The organism is Palleronia rufa, from assembly GCF_000743715.1.
GTDB lineage: Bacteria > Pseudomonadota > Alphaproteobacteria > Rhodobacterales > Rhodobacteraceae > Palleronia > Palleronia rufa.
This window is the reverse complement of sequence record NZ_JQEY01000024.1, coordinates 1-14,509: the sequence shown is the minus strand read 5'-3', so window position 1 is coordinate 14,509 and position 14,509 is coordinate 1. Positions and strand designations below refer to the sequence as shown.

At 69.1% G+C, this 14,509-nt stretch carries 15 protein-coding genes; 9 read left to right on the top strand and 6 right to left on the bottom strand.

The genetic code is table 11. The features are described from left to right. Positions 1-21: 21 nt before the first annotated feature. Positions 22-783: a phosphoribosylaminoimidazolesuccinocarboxamide synthase gene (gene purC / locus KW83_RS18015; protein WP_036181848.1), complete on the bottom strand. Its 762-nt coding sequence runs from the start codon at positions 781-783 to the stop codon at positions 22-24. 103 nt (positions 784-886) lie between these two features. Between purC and KW83_RS18010 the strand changes: the two genes are divergently transcribed. Continuing rightward, on the top strand, positions 887-1,216 hold the full coding sequence (locus KW83_RS18010; RefSeq protein ID WP_036181846.1) for an ATPase inhibitor subunit zeta: 330 nt from the start codon (positions 887-889) through the stop codon (positions 1,214-1,216). A gap of 90 nt (positions 1,217-1,306) precedes the next feature. Further along, positions 1,307-2,329 carry a betaine--homocysteine S-methyltransferase gene (gene bmt, locus KW83_RS18005; RefSeq protein WP_036181844.1) on the top strand — a complete coding sequence of 341 codons (1,023 nt, stop codon included), beginning with the start codon at positions 1,307-1,309 and terminating at the stop codon, positions 2,327-2,329. A gap of 540 nt (positions 2,330-2,869) precedes the next feature. On the opposite strand, the gene KW83_RS18000 is transcribed toward bmt, so the two are convergent. Beyond that, on the bottom strand, positions 2,870-3,946 hold the full coding sequence (locus KW83_RS18000) for a PA0069 family radical SAM protein (RefSeq protein ID WP_036181842.1): 1,077 nt from the start codon (positions 3,944-3,946) through the stop codon (positions 2,870-2,872). 174 nt (positions 3,947-4,120) lie between these two features. On the opposite strand from KW83_RS18000, the gene KW83_RS17995 reads away from it, so the two are divergent. From KW83_RS17995 to KW83_RS22065, 6 genes are all read left to right on the top strand, one after another. After that, entirely contained in the window at positions 4,121-4,822 is a 702-nt protein-coding gene (locus tag KW83_RS17995; protein ID WP_036181840.1) for a corrinoid protein, read from the top strand. Between the two features lie 95 nt (positions 4,823-4,917). Continuing rightward, complete coding sequence (locus tag KW83_RS21060; RefSeq protein WP_161785531.1) at positions 4,918-5,073, top strand: hypothetical protein; 156 nt, start codon at positions 4,918-4,920, stop codon at positions 5,071-5,073. Between the two features lie 35 nt (positions 5,074-5,108). Then, positions 5,109-5,738 carry a DUF1638 domain-containing protein gene (locus KW83_RS17990; protein ID WP_036181838.1) on the top strand — a complete coding sequence of 210 codons (630 nt, stop codon included), beginning with the start codon at positions 5,109-5,111 and terminating at the stop codon, positions 5,736-5,738. A 173-nt stretch (positions 5,739-5,911) separates the two neighbouring features. Next, a complete protein-coding gene (locus KW83_RS17985) occupies positions 5,912-7,501 on the top strand; it encodes a 2-isopropylmalate synthase (protein ID WP_051928644.1) in 1,590 nt (529 codons plus the stop codon). Between the two features lie 335 nt (positions 7,502-7,836). After that, positions 7,837-8,094 carry a hypothetical protein gene (locus tag KW83_RS22070; protein WP_407667882.1) on the top strand — a complete coding sequence of 86 codons (258 nt, stop codon included), beginning with the start codon at positions 7,837-7,839 and terminating at the stop codon, positions 8,092-8,094. Further along, positions 8,061-8,666, top strand: a complete 606-nt coding sequence (locus KW83_RS22065; protein ID WP_407667883.1) for an IS630 family transposase — start codon at positions 8,061-8,063, stop codon at positions 8,664-8,666. The genes KW83_RS22070 and KW83_RS22065 overlap by 34 nt, the downstream gene beginning before the upstream one ends. A 12-nt stretch (positions 8,667-8,678) precedes the next feature. Here the strand turns inward: KW83_RS22065 and KW83_RS17970 are convergent, their stop codons facing one another. Beyond that, positions 8,679-9,905: a 3-deoxy-D-manno-octulosonic acid transferase gene (locus KW83_RS17970; RefSeq protein WP_051928643.1), complete on the bottom strand. Its 1,227-nt coding sequence runs from the start codon at positions 9,903-9,905 to the stop codon at positions 8,679-8,681. A gap of 4 nt (positions 9,906-9,909) precedes the next feature. Further along, positions 9,910-10,914, bottom strand: a complete 1,005-nt coding sequence (moaA, locus tag KW83_RS17965; RefSeq protein WP_036181830.1) for a GTP 3',8-cyclase MoaA — start codon at positions 10,912-10,914, stop codon at positions 9,910-9,912. A gap of 85 nt (positions 10,915-10,999) precedes the next feature. Between moaA and KW83_RS21055 the strand changes: the two genes are divergently transcribed. Beyond that, positions 11,000-11,509 (top strand): hypothetical protein, encoded by a 510-nt coding sequence (locus KW83_RS21055; protein WP_036181827.1) that lies wholly within the window; start codon positions 11,000-11,002, stop codon positions 11,507-11,509. A gap of 69 nt (positions 11,510-11,578) precedes the next feature. Here KW83_RS21055 and KW83_RS17955 read toward each other — a convergent pair whose 3' ends face one another. Together KW83_RS17955 and KW83_RS17950 are read right to left on the bottom strand one after the other, a co-directional pair. After that, entirely contained in the window at positions 11,579-12,583 is a 1,005-nt protein-coding gene (locus tag KW83_RS17955; RefSeq protein WP_036181824.1) for a hypothetical protein, read from the bottom strand. 87 nt (positions 12,584-12,670) lie between these two features. After that, positions 12,671-12,997 carry a hypothetical protein gene (locus KW83_RS17950; RefSeq protein ID WP_152563649.1) on the bottom strand — a complete coding sequence of 109 codons (327 nt, stop codon included), beginning with the start codon at positions 12,995-12,997 and terminating at the stop codon, positions 12,671-12,673. Between the last annotated feature and the right edge of the window lie 1,512 nt (positions 12,998-14,509).

The window sequence follows — 14,509 nt, the reverse complement described above, 5'->3', positions numbered from 1 at the left end:
GCAGGTTTCACCGCGCCGCGGTCAGTTGATGAGCGTCGGCTTGGTCGCGTGCGTGACGTTCGACGGCAGAACCCCCAACCGCCGCGCGACCTCCGTGTAGGCGTCCGAGAGTGAGCCCAGATCGCGCCGGAACACGTCCTTGTCCAGCTTCTGGCCGGTCTCGATGTCCCATAGCCGGCAGGAATCCGGGCTGATCTCATCGGCCACGATCAGGCGCTGGAAGTCGTTGTCCCAGACCCGTCCGATCTCGATCTTGAAGTCCACCAGCTTGATGCCGACGGCCATCATCACCCCCGACAAGAAGTCGTTCACCCGCAGCGCCAGCGCCACCATGTCGTCCAGGTCCTGCTGCTGCGCCCAGCCGAAGGCGGTGATGTGCTCTTCGGAGACCAGCGGATCGCCCAGCTTGTCGTCCTTGTAGCAGAACTCCACGATCGGGCGCGGCAGAGCGGTGCCCTCGGCCATGCCCAGCCGGGTGGAAAGCGAGCCTGCGGCGAAGTTGCGCACGATCACCTCCAGCGGGATGATCTCGACCTGGCGGATCAACTGCTCACGCATGTTCAGCCGCTTGATGAAGTGGTTCGGCACGCCGATCTGGGTGAGGCCGCGCATGAAGAACTCGCTCAACCTGTTGTTGAGTACGCCCTTGCCGTCGATGGTGGCCCGCTTCTCCGCGTTGAAGGCGGTGGCGTCGTCCTTGAAGTACTGGACCAGCGTGCCCGGCTCCGGCCCTTCGTACAGGATCTTGGCCTTGCCCTCATAGATCTTCTTGCGGCGCGCCATGCATGGTCCCCGATGGAATGTTCGCGTCCGCCTATAGGCCATCGCCCCGGACCCGGCAAGCTGACCCTTGGAAGGGCGGCCGATCGGGCGCATGATGCGAATCATGAGCATCTTCGACGACCGCGAGCGCGCCTTCGAGGCGGAATGGGCCAACCGGGCCGAGCAGCGGCTGCGCCTGCGCGCCCGGCGCAACCGGCTTCTGGCGGAATGGGCCGCGGACCAGGAGGGGCTGGCGGGCGACGCCCGCGCCGCCCGCATCCGCGAGCTGGTCAAGCGCGACTTCGAGCCGGAGGGAGAGGCCGCGCTGTTCGACGCCGTGGCACAGACGCTGGGCCGCGATCCGTCCGACATCGCGGCGCGCGCCGCCGAACTGGAGGCGGAGGCGGCGGCGCAGCTCTCGGCCCAAGGCATGTCGCGGCCGCCGCCTGACTGAGGCGATCCGCATCATCTCCATGAGACATCCGCATTTGCGCTGCGCCACGGCATCTGCCATGTCCGCGCGCGTGACCGAAAAGGACCGACCATGACCGACGCCCTCTCCCGGATGCTATCGACCCGCGACTGGATCCTGGCCGATGGCGCCACCGGGACCACGCTTTTCAACATGGGGCTGTCTTCGGGCGACAGCCCGGAGCTTTGGAACGTCGATGCGCCCGACAATATCCGCGCGCTCTATCGCGGCCCCGTAGAGGCGGGATCGGATCTGTTCCTGACCAATACCTTCGGCGGCAATGCCGCGCGCCTGAAGCTGCATGACGCGCAGGACCGGGTGGCGGAGCTGAACCGCGTCGGCGCCGAGATCGGCCGCGAGATCGCCGATGCGGCGGGCCGCACGGTCGTGGTGGCGGGTTCCATGGGTCCGACCGGAGAGGTCATGGCGCCGTTGGGCACCCTGACCTACGCCACCGCGGTGCAGATGTTCGAGGAGCAGGCGGCCGGGCTGAAGGCCGGCGGCGTCGACGTGCTGTGGATCGAGACCATCTCGGCGCCCGAGGAATACCGCGCCGCGGCAGAGGCCGCCGGCCGGGTGGGCCTGCCCTACTGCGGCACCATGAGCTTCGACACCGCGGGCCGGACGATGATGGGCACCACCTCCGTGGACATGGTGAAGATGGTCGGCAAGCTCGATCCCGCGCCGTTGGCGTTCGGGGCGAATTGCGGAACCGGCGCATCGGACCTGCTGCGCACGGTGCTCGGCTTTGCCGAAGCCGGCGCGACGCGACCGATCATCGCCAAGGGCAACGCGGGGATCCCCAAATATGTCGAGGGCCACATCCACTACGACGGCACACCGGAGGTGATGGCCGACTACGCCGCCCTGGCGCGCGACTGCGGCGCCACGATCATCGGCGGCTGCTGCGGCACGACACCGGAGCATCTGCGCGCCATGCGCGAGGCGCTGGAGACCCGCCCCCGCGGCGACGCCCCGTCCCTGGACCGAATCGTTGCGGCTTTGGGCGGGTTCTCGTCGGCCACGGACGGCACCACCGACGACGGTCCCAAGCGCGAGCGCCGCGGCCGGAGGCGCGGAGCGGGCGCCGGCTAGGACACGCTCCGGTTGCGGAGTTTCGCAGCCGGGCAGAGTGCAGGCGTTGCGAAGAGCGACCCGTCCGGCGGAAGGCCGTTTCGGACAGGCGGAAGCGCCCCTGAAGGCGCGTCCCGGCGACGGTCGCGCAGAATGGCGGCGGATCGCTTCGCGGCGACGGCTGACGAGGGGCGCTGCCCCTCGCGCTCCCCGGGATATTTCGGGAAAGATGAAGGAGCGCCCCGCCGGGGGGCCGAGGTGCCGGACGGCTGCGGTGAATGGCGAGGATAGGTGCCAGGGCGCAGGCTGGCAGGCCAGTCCCGTTGCGCGAACGATCCCTGGGGCGCGAAACGAATGGATGTGGAGGCAGAAGGATCATGGCGTGTCGTCCGCAGCCACCCCTGCCTTCGGAGAGGGCCCCCGCGTGTCGGCGCGGGCGCGGAGCGGGGAGCCTGGCGCCCCTGCCTTGCACATCCCGCGCGGGCGCGGGGGCGTCAGTGCCCCCGCCTCATCTACATGGCAGGGGGCACCATTTGCACATCCAGCGGGGGCGCGAGGGTTTCAGAACAGCGATGCCTGGCGATCCGTGGCGAGCGGCACCTCGAACAGGTCGCGGCGGAGCGGCGGCAGCGTATCGGCCAGCCCCAGCCGGCGGCGCGCCAGATCGAAGCGCTTCGCGATGAGCTCTGCGTGCAGACCCTCACCACGCATCCGGTGGCCCCAGTCCGCGGCATAGAGCGCACCGCCGTGCATCTCGCGGACCCGCGCCAGCACCTTGGCCTTGCGGTCGGGTACCATGCGCTCCAGCCAGTCCTCGAACAGGCCTGCGACCTCATAGGGCAGCCGCAGCATGATCCAGCTGGCCGCGACCGCGCCCGCATCCCGGGCCGCGCCGAGGATCCGCTCCACCTCATGGTCGGTCAGGCCGGGAATGACGGGGCTGACCATCACGCGGGTTTCTACGCCCGCCCGCGCCAGCCGCTCTATCGCGCGCAGGCGCTGGGCGGGACTGGGCACCCGGGGTTCCAGGCTGCGGGCCAGATCCCGGTCCAGCGTGGTCACGCTGATCCCCGCCCGTGCCAGACCCGTACCGCTCATCTCCGCCAGAATGTCGATGTCGCGCTCGATCATCGTGCCCTTGGTGGCGATGGTCAGCGGATGGCGGAACCGCTGCAGCACCTCCAGCACGCCGCGCATGATGCGCCGGTCACGCTCGATCGGCTGGTAGGGATCCGTGTTGGTGCCCAGCGCGATCACGTCGGGCCGGTAGGCGCGCGCGCGAAGCTGTCGTTCGAGCACGCGCGGGGCATCGGGACGGGCGATCAGCTTGGTCTCGAAGTCGAGGCCCGGGGACAGCCCCAGGTACCCGTGGGTGGGCCGCGCGAAACAGTAGATGCAGCCGTGTTCGCAGCCCCGGTACGGATTGATCGAGCGGTCGAAGGAAATGTCCGGGGACGTGTTGCGCGCGATGACGGCGCGCGGACGCTCGATCGAAACCTCGGTCCGGGCGAACGGCGGCTCCTCCGGCGTCCAGCCGTCGTCGACCGTTTCGCGCGCGTGGGCGTCGAACCGGGTTGGTGGATCTTCCGCCGTGCCGCGGGCGCGGATCCGGTGGCGTGGTGGCATTCGGTCGGACATGGCGCATCATAGAACAGAGGCGGAACATTTGGAACCCCCCGCCGCCTCATGACCTTCATGTGCAATGCGCATTTGACCGCGTGTCGCCAACAGGCCAAGTCAGGTCGGAAACCGATCAGACCGCGGGCGCCCGGCGCGCGCAGGTGGCGGAAACCCGGATGGCGCGAGGCAGTCATGGCCGACGAAGAAGAAGAGATCATCCTGTCCGACCTGGACGATGCCGAGCTGGTCGAGCAGATGATGGACGACCTCTACGACGGGCTCAAGGACGAGATCACCGAGGGTGTCAACATCCTGCTGGAACGCGGCTGGGCCCCGTACCGCATCCTTACCGAAGCGCTGGTCGCCGGCATGACCATCGTCGGCAAGGATTTCCGCGACGGCATCCTTTTCGTCCCCGAGGTGCTGCTTGCCGCGAATGCCATGAAAGCCGGCATGTCGATCCTGAAGCCCCTGCTTGCCGAGACCGGCGCGCCGACCATCGGGCGCATGGTCATCGGCACGGTCAAGGGCGACATCCACGACATCGGCCAGAACCTGGTGACGATGATGATGGAGGGCGCGGGCTTCGAGGTGAAGAACATCGGCATCAACAACCCGCTGGAAAATTTCATCGAAGCCGCGGGCGAGTTCGATGCCGACATCCTGGGCATGTCCGCCCTGCTGACCACGACGATGCCCTACATGAAGGTCGTGATCGACGCGATGAAGGAACAGGGCATCCGCGACGACTACATCGTGCTGGTCGGCGGCGCGCCGCTGAACGAGGAATTCGGCCGTGCCATCGGTGCCGACGCCTATTGCCGCGACGCCGCCGTGGCGGTGGAGACGGCCAAGGAATTCATGGCCCGGCGCCACAACCGCGTCAGCGCCTGACGCATGTTTGCGGGTCGCGGGCGCCTGCGGCTCGACCCCGGCGGATCGGCGGCGAAACCGTTGCCGCGGCGACCCTCCATGCCCATGTAAGCGCCATGCCCTTCCGCGTCCTCCTCACTCTGATCCTGTCGGTCCTGCTCGCCGCCGGCCTCACCGTGGGCGCCGCGCTCTGGCTTGGGCCGGGGATCGGCCTGTCGGTCGCCCTGCCGCTTGCGATGGCGGCCGCCGTGCTGGCGCGCCGGGCGGGATGAGCCTGCCCGGTGATCCGTCCGGCGCGCCGGGGGGGATGACTGCGCCCGACGACGCGCTGAACTCGGACGGGCTGGCGCCGACGGGCACGGGCCGGGTGCTGGTGCTGGCCTGCGGTGCGCTCGCGCGCGAGATCGCGGACCTGATCCGGCTGAACGGCTGGGCACACATGGACCTCGCCTGCCTGCCCGCGATCCTGCACAACACGCCCGACCGCATCGCCCCTGCCCTGCGCGCCGCGATCGAGACCCACCGCCCCCGCTACGACCGCATCCTGATCGGCTACGGCGACTGCGGCAGCGGCGGCGGCATCGACGCGCTTTGCGAAGACTACGGGCTGGACCGCCTGCCCGGCCCCCATTGCTACGCCTTCTACGAGGGGGTCGACCGGTTCCTTGCCCATGACGAGGAGATCGGCGCCTTCTACCTGACCGATTTCCTGGCCCGGCAGTTCGACGCCTTCGTGATCCGTCCCCTGGGACTCGACCGCCACCCCGAGCTGCGCGAGGCCTATTTCGGGCATTACGACAAGGTCGTGTATCTGGCCCAGACCGAGGACCCGCACCTGGACGCCGCCGCCCGGGCTGCCGCACGGCGCCTTGGCCTGGACTACGAGCGGCGGGCGACGGGCTGTGGCGACCTGGGATCGGCCCTGGCGCGCGCCTGACCGTCGGGGGTTTTCATCCGCACGGCCTTGGGTATTATCCTGGCTATGATGACTCGTCGCCCGACCGGCTTGCTGCTTCTTATCCGCCTCTGAGCGTGCCCTGCCGGCGCGCCGCTCAGGGGTGAGACAGCGCCGGCGCACAAGCAGACGACACGCATCACAGGAAAATCCCCATGACCTCTTCCGCATCGGGTCCGACACCCCCGCAGGACAGCCGAGTCCTGATCTTCGACACCACGTTGCGCGATGGCGAGCAATCGCCGGGCGCCACCATGTCCCATGTCGAAAAGCTGGAGATCGCCGAGCTTCTGGACGAGATGGGCGTGGACATCATCGAGGCCGGATTCCCCATCGCGTCGGAGGGCGACTTCGCCGCCGTCCGGGACATCGCCCAACGCTCCCGGCAGGCCACCATCTGCGGTCTGGCCCGCGCCAACGCCAAGGACATCGACCGCGCGTGGGAAGCCGTGCGCCCGGCGAAATCGCCGCGCATCCACACGTTCATCGGCACCTCGCCGCTGCACCGCGCGATCCCGAACCTCACCCAGGACGAGATGGCGGACCGCATCCATGAAACCGTGACCCACGCGCGCAACCTCTGCGACGACGTGCAGTGGTCGCCCATGGATGCCACCCGGACCGAGTGGGACTATCTCAAGCGGGTGGTGGAGATCGCCATTCGGGCCGGGGCCACAACGATCAATATTCCCGACACGGTCGGCTATACAGCGCCGGTGGAATCGGCGCGGCTGATCCGCCGCCTGATCGCAGAGGTCGAGGGCGCCGAGGAGGTTATCTTCGCCACCCACTGCCACAACGACCTGGGCATGGCGACGGCCAACAGCCTGGCCGCGGTGGAGGGCGGCGCGCGGCAGATCGAATGCACCATCAACGGATTGGGAGAGCGGGCCGGCAACACCGCGCTGGAAGAGATCGTCATGGCGCTGAAGGTCCGCCACGACATCCTGCCCTGGACCACCCGCATCGACACGACGAAGATCATGAATCTGTCGCGGCGCGTGGCCACCGTCTCCGGTTTTCCGGTGCAGTTCAACAAGGCCATCGTCGGCAAGAACGCCTTCGCCCACGAAAGCGGGATCCATCAGGACGGGATGCTGAAAAACGCCGAGACCTTCGAGATCATGCGTCCCGCGGATGTCGGTCTCAAGGAAACCAGCCTGGTGATGGGCAAGCATTCGGGGCGCGCGGCGCTGCGCGCGAAGCTGAAGGAGCTTGGCCACGATCTGTCCGACAATCAGCTTCAGGACGTGTTCGTGCGGTTCAAGGCGCTCGCCGACCGCAAGAAGGAGGTCTACGACGAGGATATCGACGCCCTGGTGCGCGCCCAGGGCGCGGCCGAGGACGCGCTGGAACTGAAGTTCCTGCGCGTGATCTGCGGCACGGAGGCGCCGCAGTCGGCCGACCTCACCCTGTCGGTCGAGGGCACGGACCACCAGGTGACGGCCCAGGGCGACGGACCCGTGGACGCGACGTTCAACGCCATCAAGGCGCTGGTCAGCCATGCGGCCCGGCTTCAGCTCTATCAGGTCCACGCGGTGACTGAAGGGACGGATGCACAGGCCACCGTCACCGTCCGGCTGGAAGAGGCGGGGCGCATCGTCACCGGCCAGTCGGCGGACACCGACACGGTGGTCGCCAGCGCAAAGGCCTATATCGCGGCGCTGAACCGTCTTCTGGTCAAGCGCCGCACGACGTCCGAGGGAACCGACACCAAGTCCGTGACCTATCGCGACGTGGTGTGAAGGCATCGTTCCGCTGCGCTGCCCGGGGCGCCCACGCGTGACGTGACGGACCACCCAAGGGGGCTCCGGCGCCGCAACCTCCGGCCCGGGACAGGCCGGCGTCGCGCCGCCCGGCCCCGCACTTAAAGCGTTTCGGTTTGAACTTGGATCGTGAGGGATTCCCTTGAGAGCTGGTCTGTGATTCATCCTGTTTGGGAGGATGGATCATGTCAGCACCATTGCCATCCGCACTTCGGGCGCGGTTTCAGAAGTACATTGAAGAAGGGTCAAGCGGGCGCGCGGCGGCGTTGCGTCTGAAATTGTCGCCAGCGACGGGCGCGCGGTGGGCGCGCCAGGTGAGAACCAAGGGCCATGCGGAACCGCCCCCCCAGGGACCGCCGCACGGCAAGGGGAAGCTGGCACCGCATCAGGCTTTCCTTGAGGAGTTGATCGCACAGGACCCCGACATCCCGCTGTTCGAGTTGCGCGATGCGCTGGCTGAGGCAGAAGGCGTGCGGGTGCACCACTCTTCCATCGCCAACCTGCTGTCCCGGCTCGGGTTCACGTACAAAAAAAGTCACTGGTCGCGACCGAGCGCCGCCGTGCCAAGGTAAGGCAGCAACGGGCCGAGTGGTTCAAACACCGTCTGCCTGCCATTGCGGCCTTGCCGGATCGCGTTGTCTTCATTGATGAAACAGCAGTGAAGACGAACCTCACGCGCCTGCGCGGCAGGGCCAAACGCGGTCAACGACTGACGATGGAGGCGCCTTTCGGAAGTTGGGGCACGCAGACATTGATTGCAGGGCTGACACAAGATGCGTTGATCGCGCCGTGGGTCATCAAGGGCGCGATGGACGGCCCCGCCTTTGCCGCCTACATCCGCGAGGTGCTCGTTCCAGAGATCGTACGCGGCACCGTCGTCATCCTCGACAACTTGGCCACGCATCGGAATAAGGAGGCCGCGCAGGCCTTGCGAGACCACGGCTGCTGGTTCCTCTACCTGCCGCCATACTCACCCGACCTGAACCCCATAGAGCAGGCTTGCTCAAAGCTGAAAGCCCACCTTCGAAAAATCGGGGCCAGAACCTTCACCGAGGTCTTTCAAGCCATCGGCGCAATCTGCGATCTCTACGACCCAGCAGAGTGCTGGAACTACTTCAAGGCTGCCGGATATTTTGCAGGTTAAAACCGAAATGCTTTAAAGCTCCAGACAGAGCCGGGCGACCCGGCGCCCCAGGTCCGGGTCGCCGGCCGCGGGACCGGGCGGCGGCGCGTCGCCGGGCAGCAAGTCCGACACCTTGCCGGCAAGCGCCGCGGCGTCGGCGACGCGATGCGCCGCGCCGGCGGCGATCAGACCCGCGAACGCGGCCTCCGAATTGGCCGTGTAGGGGCCGGTCAGGACGGTGGCGCCGAAGGCCGCGGGCTCCAGCGGGTTGTGCCCCCCGATCCCGTCCCTGAGCGAGCCGCCCAGGAACACGATCCGCGCCAGCGAGAACCACAGCCCCATTTCGCCGTAACTGTCGGCCAGATAGACCTGCGTGCCAGCGTCCGGCAGGGCGCCCGCGGATCTCATCCGGGTGACCAGACCCGCGCGGGGGATGTCGTCGCGGCGCTCGATATGGCGGGGCGCGAGGATCAGCAGGGCTTGCGGGTGCCCGGTCAGAACCTGCCGGTGCGCGTCCAGAACCACCTCTTCCTCACCGTCGTGGGTGGAGGCCGCAACCCAGACCGGGCGCGCGCCGATCGCCGCCGCCATCGCGGCGCGCTCTCCCGCGTCCACGGGCAGCCGGGGCGCGGCGGATTTCAGCGACCCCGTGACCTCGACCCGGGGCGCGCCCAGATCGCGGGCGCGGCGGGCGGTGGCCTCATCCTGCGCCAGAACCAGCGCGATGCGGGAAAACACCGCCCGCGCCGTTCCGGGCGCAATCCGCGCCCATCGCGCGGCGCTGCGTTCGGTCAGCCGCGCCGAGACCAGCGCCAGCGGAATGCGCCGCGCGGACAGGTCCGCGATCTGCACCGGCCAGATCTCGCTTTCCAGAAAGATCGCCCGCTCGGGTCGCCAGCGGTCCAGGAACCGCGACACAGCGGCCGGGCTGTCGAGCGGCGAGAACCGGTGCAGCGCCCGCTCCGGCAGACGCATCGCCGCCAGGCCTGCCGAACTGGCGGTGGTCGTCGTGAGCAGCACGCGGGCGTCGGTGCGCGCGGACAGCAGCGCGTCGACGAGCGGCAGCGCCGCCATCATCTCTCCCACAGAGACCGCGTGCACCCAGATCAGCGCGCCGTCGGGGCGGTCGGACACGTCCGTTCCCAACCGCTCGGGCCAGCGGGCCGGGTCCCCCCCCTTGCGCACGAAGCGACGCCGCAGCAGCGGAGACAGCGCCGGCACCAGCGTCGCCACCGCGGCGCGGTAGAAACGCAGGGCCATGGGATCAGCCGCCGGTATGGCTCATGTGACGCGACATCTGCCCGGCGACCTCCTGCCGCGAATAGTCGAAATCGTGGCCCTTCGGCTTGAGCGAGATCGCCGCGCGGATCGCCTGTTCCAGCACGCGGTCGTCGGCGCTGGCGCGCAGCGGGGCGCGCAGGTCGGCCATGTCCTCTTGCCCCAAGCACATGTAGAGTTCTCCGGTGCAGGTCAGCCGGACCCGGTTGCAGCTTTCGCAGAAGTTGTGCGTCAGCGGGGTGATGAATCCCACGTCCTGGCCGGTCTCTTCCAGCCGCATGTAGCGGGCCGGGCCGCCGGTACGCTTGGGCAGGTCGGTCATGGTATAGCGCGTCGCCAGGCGGGCGCGCAGATCCGACAGCGGCCAGTACTGGCCGACGCGGTCCTCTCCGCCCAGATCGCCCATCGGCATGACCTCGATAAAGGTCAGGTCCATGTCGCGCGACGCGCACCAGTCGGTCAGGGCGAAAATCTCGTCCTCGTTGAAGCCCTTCAGCGCGACGGTGTTGATCTTCACCCGCAGGCCCGCGGCCTGCGCCGCGTCGATCCCCTTGAGCACCTGGGCCAGACGCCCCCAGCGGGTGACGCGGGCGAACTTGGCCTCATCCAACGTGTCGAGCGACACGTTGATGCGGCGCACGCCCGCGGCATGGAGCTGGTCCGCGAACCGGTGGAGCTGCGAGCCGTTGGTGGTCAGCGTCAGCTCATCCAGCGCGCCGCTCTCCAGATGCCGGCCCATGGCGTGGAAGAAGGTCATGATGTCGCGTCGCACCAGCGGCTCTCCACCGGTGATCCGGAGCTTGCGCACGCCCAGGCGCACGAAGGTCGAGCACATGCGGTCGAGCTCTTCGAGGGTCAGCAGCTCCTTCTTGGGCAGGAACTGCATGGTCTCCGACATGCAGTACACGCAACGGAAGTCGCAGCGGTCGGTGACGGATACACGCAGGTAGGAGATCGCGCGCTGGAACGGGTCGATGAGCGTTGTGGACATGCGGCTGAACCTATGGCCGGCCCCGCTGGCCCACAAGGGGGCTTTGGTCGTTGTCGGCCCCGCGCCCGCGTCCTAGAGTACGGCCATGACCCGACTCCTTCCGTTCGGCGCGCTGGCGCTTACCGTCGCCCTTGGGGCCTGTGCCCAAGTCCAGGATGCGTTCTCCCGTGGCGACACGGTGCCCGGTGCGGCGGCGGAGTCGCCGCCTGCCGCCACCTCCGACCTGCCCCGGGAGGTGGCCGCCGTGGTGGCGGCCCCAGCGCCCCCCGCCGCGGCGCGCACCGCCGAGGATTTCGACACCACGACCGATGCGCAGAAGGCCGCGGCGCAGGCCCGGCCGGAGTCGGACGGGGCGCGGCTGGGAGAGGTTGCCGCGGCGCTGGGCGATCCGGCAGAGGCGGGCCTTTGGATCAAGACGAAGCTGGTCACGTCGCCCCGGCCCGGGCGGATCGAGAACACCGCCACGGGGTCGAGCGCCCTTGTCGAACTCAGGCCGCTGGACGGCCAGGGCGGGGCGACCCTGTCGCTGGCCGCCATGCGGCTTCTTGAAGTGCCCTTGACGGATATCCCGACCGTCGCGGTCTTCAGCAGATAGTTCCGATCAGCGCGGCGCGTTGCGGGCAACGGCAGAACGGCCCGGAGTCTGCCGTTCGACTTCGGCCCCTTACCTGAGCCAGAGATTGTTCGCCTTCAGCCGGTTGCGGATCGCCTGCTCCTTGCGCGGCAGGTCGGCGCGGTCGAACAGGTCGCGCGCGCGGCGCCCCTTGCCTTGCAGCAAGAATCGTCGGAACGGCTCGTGTTCCTTCAGCACGCGCTTGATCCGGTTCGTCCCCATGACGGTTTCGGCTGTCTTTACGGCAGCGTCGCTTTCGCGCGCGTAGAGCAGCGGCAGCATCCGGTAATGGGTGGTCACGTCGCCGTCGAGCCCGTCGAGCGCAGGACCCGGGCGCCCGCCGCCAAGGGCGTGGATCACCAGCGGCAGGGCCACCTGGTCGAGCCAGGGGTCGAGCGGCTGGAGGGCGATCTCGTCCGGGCCGTCGTCGCGGATCGTCAGAGCCATGTCCAGGAACCGCTGCCCGAAGGTTGGCCCGGAGCGGTGAAAGAACCAGCCCGCGTTGAAATAGAGGTAGCGCTCCCAGTGTTCGTCGGGTTGCGTGCGGTCCAGAGAACTGTCGTAGTCCAGACCGAACCGGCGGTAGAGGGACGACCAGATCTGCCCGTAGCCGGGGCCATAGAGTTCGAGCTGCGGCCAGGTGCCCTCTCGTCGCATGGATGCCGCGGGGCGGTCGAAGTCGAAAGGCACGGCCGAGAGCGCGCCGGTGACCAGGGTGTCGCTGTCGAAAAAGACGAAAGGACGGTCGGGATCGAGCGCAGAGAGCGCCTCAATCTTATTGCCGTAGGGATAGCTGGACCCGAAGTGTTGCGATTCGAACGGCCGGATCTCAGCCCCCAGCTCTTCCGTCAGAAGGCTGGCGAGGGGCGGCGCAAGCCGCGGATCGTCGGGCCAGAGCGGGCCGGGCTGAGGCTCGCAGACGATGAGGCGGCCTCCGAAGGCGGGATCGGATGCGCGCAGAGAGGCCGCGAAAAGCGCGGCCTCATAGCCGACGCGGCCGCGCTGGCCGACGATCATCACGTCGAAACCGCCCTGTGCTGCTGTCGCGTCGGTCATCCGCGGCCCGCCCGTTGCCCCCCCCCCGTCGCATACCCATCGGCACCGCGCGCGGCAACCCAAAGGCGAATTCGCCAGCGCCGTGCGTCATGCTGAACGGCCGCGCTCGGCGTGCCCGGCGGTCAGTGCGAAACGTACCAAGTCCGGATATCCGCGACGCCTGACGAAGGCGTGGCTGGTCCGGCTGACATGGGTCGGGTCGAGGATCAGCGTGCCCGCCACCCGCTGGGTCGCGGGATCCCGCCCCCCAGGAGGCGCGCCGTCGCGGCAGCTGCGCGGGCCGCGCCACCCCCGGAACGCGACGGTCGCGTGGTCGGCGACGTGGCGCGTATCGCGGTGGAAGGTCACCGCGGAGCCGGCCAGGAACCGCCGCAGGATGACCCGCTTGAAAAGGCGGGTGGGTATGAGGCGCAAACCGCCACCGCGTCGCGGCTGCCGACCGGCGCAAGCCATGGCGACCGCCGGCATGGTGGATCCGGCGCCCTCCGGGTCGATCTAGCGCGAACGGCTGCCGAGGGCGGGGTGGACCGGCTGCTCCAGCGGGGCGGCGCTGCGCCGTTGGGGCGGCTGGGCGTCGCGGGTCAGCCCCGGCGTAGAACGACATCCCAAAGCAGCGCACGGATCTGCCGCGGCGCCGCGCGTCGAACCCCGGCTGGGAGGTGACGGTGTGGACGGCGCGCGACCAGCGATCAGCCGGGCCGCGTGGCGGTCCGTGGCGGTGACAGTGACCGGTCCATCCGCGCCACGCTGCGCGGGTCGAAATAGTTTGCGCCACGCTTTCCGGCGGCGTCCGGGTGGAGGGTCCCGCGCGCCGTTCTAGTCCGACAGCCCCAACGCGACCCGGCCGGCGATCCGTACCCCCTGTCCGCGCCGCCTTGGGATCTGCAACAGGGGCCGAGTCGCGCCCTTCGGGCGGCGCAGGCGCATCGGCGTCATAATAGATTCCCTGGTCGTCTAAGAGCGGCGACCGCACCGGTTCGTGCCGCTCGACGAAGCCCAAGATCCCGTTCTCGACAGGTTCGAACCGCACGCCTGTGTGCTTTCACCAGGTTTGTCACCGCGTTTCACTGGGTTTGTCACCGGAAGAGACCGGAAGTCCGGCTCCTATCCGGAATGGTGTGACGCCGGATAAGGTCAGGATAGGGGTGTCGCTTTTCGCCGGAGCTTCCACCAGGCGTGGATTGCCGACCGGCCGACGCGGCGGTCAGGCGGGACGTGTTCGGCCACGGCGTTTGCGACCTGCGCGGACGTCATGCGGTCGATCCGGTCGCTGGCGAAGGCGCGCGGGTCCGGGTCCTATGTCGATCCGGCGCGGCCGTCGGGATCGGTGCGCGCGCCGGTGCTCCTCGGGCGGTGTGGCGGGCGGGGTGAACGGGGTGTTTCGGGGGCGTCGAACGTCCCGTTCACGGGCGGCGTCGGGCGCGGCCCGGACGGTTGCCAGCGCGGCGGCGGCGTCGTCCACGGCCGCGAGGGCCGCAGGCCGTGCGCCGGAGCCGTCGGGGCGCCAGGCAACGCGCCGGATCCGTCGGGGGCCGCGGCGGTCATCCGCGGCGCACGGGCCCGACCGACCGCGCGGCTGCCCTTGCAGGACATCGAGCGCCATTCCGGGCCGCGTCGATACGTGCCGCGCCCGTCATGGCGACGCCCTCCGGACGCAGGGCCCGTGCCGGCGCCCCGAATGCCGAAGCGGCATGTGCGGGTGCCTTCGCGCGCTGCTCGTCGCGTTCGGACATGCCGCGGATCTGCGGACAAGGCGGCACGGGAGGCGCCGAACCTGGCGGACCGGGGCGAGCGATGGACGCGCTCCGTTCGGCCCGCACGCCTCCCGAACCCGAACCCGGACCCGGACCCGGCCGCGTGTCGCCCCCGGCCCGCGGCCGGCGATGGGTCAGCCGAAGGCGCTCGGCCCGAGGGTCGAGCCGGCGG

Excerpts from the sequence above, each read along its gene's own strand:
- KW83_RS21055 (WP_036181827.1), top strand. The coding sequence starts at position 11,000 with ATGACCCGACTCCTTCCGTTCGGCGCGCTGGCGCTTACCGTCGCCCTT.
- purC (WP_036181848.1), bottom strand. The coding sequence starts at position 783 with ATGGCGCGCCGCAAGAAGATCTATGAGGGCAAGGCCAAGATCCTGTAC.
- KW83_RS17985 (WP_051928644.1), top strand. The coding sequence starts at position 5,912 with ATGACCTCTTCCGCATCGGGTCCGACACCCCCGCAGGACAGCCGAGTC.
- moaA (WP_036181830.1), bottom strand. The coding sequence starts at position 10,914 with ATGTCCACAACGCTCATCGACCCGTTCCAGCGCGCGATCTCCTACCTG.
- bmt (WP_036181844.1), top strand. The coding sequence starts at position 1,307 with ATGACCGACGCCCTCTCCCGGATGCTATCGACCCGCGACTGGATCCTG.
- KW83_RS17990 (WP_036181838.1), top strand. The coding sequence starts at position 5,109 with ATGACTGCGCCCGACGACGCGCTGAACTCGGACGGGCTGGCGCCGACG.
- KW83_RS18000 (WP_036181842.1), bottom strand. The coding sequence starts at position 3,946 with ATGTCCGACCGAATGCCACCACGCCACCGGATCCGCGCCCGCGGCACG.
- KW83_RS17970 (WP_051928643.1), bottom strand. The coding sequence starts at position 9,905 with ATGGCCCTGCGTTTCTACCGCGCCGCGGTGGCGACGCTGGTGCCGGCG.
- KW83_RS17995 (WP_036181840.1), top strand. The coding sequence starts at position 4,121 with ATGGCCGACGAAGAAGAAGAGATCATCCTGTCCGACCTGGACGATGCC.
- KW83_RS18010 (WP_036181846.1), top strand. The coding sequence starts at position 887 with ATGAGCATCTTCGACGACCGCGAGCGCGCCTTCGAGGCGGAATGGGCC.
- KW83_RS17955 (WP_036181824.1), bottom strand. The coding sequence starts at position 12,583 with ATGACCGACGCGACAGCAGCACAGGGCGGTTTCGACGTGATGATCGTC.
- KW83_RS21060 (WP_161785531.1), top strand. The coding sequence starts at position 4,918 with ATGCCCTTCCGCGTCCTCCTCACTCTGATCCTGTCGGTCCTGCTCGCC.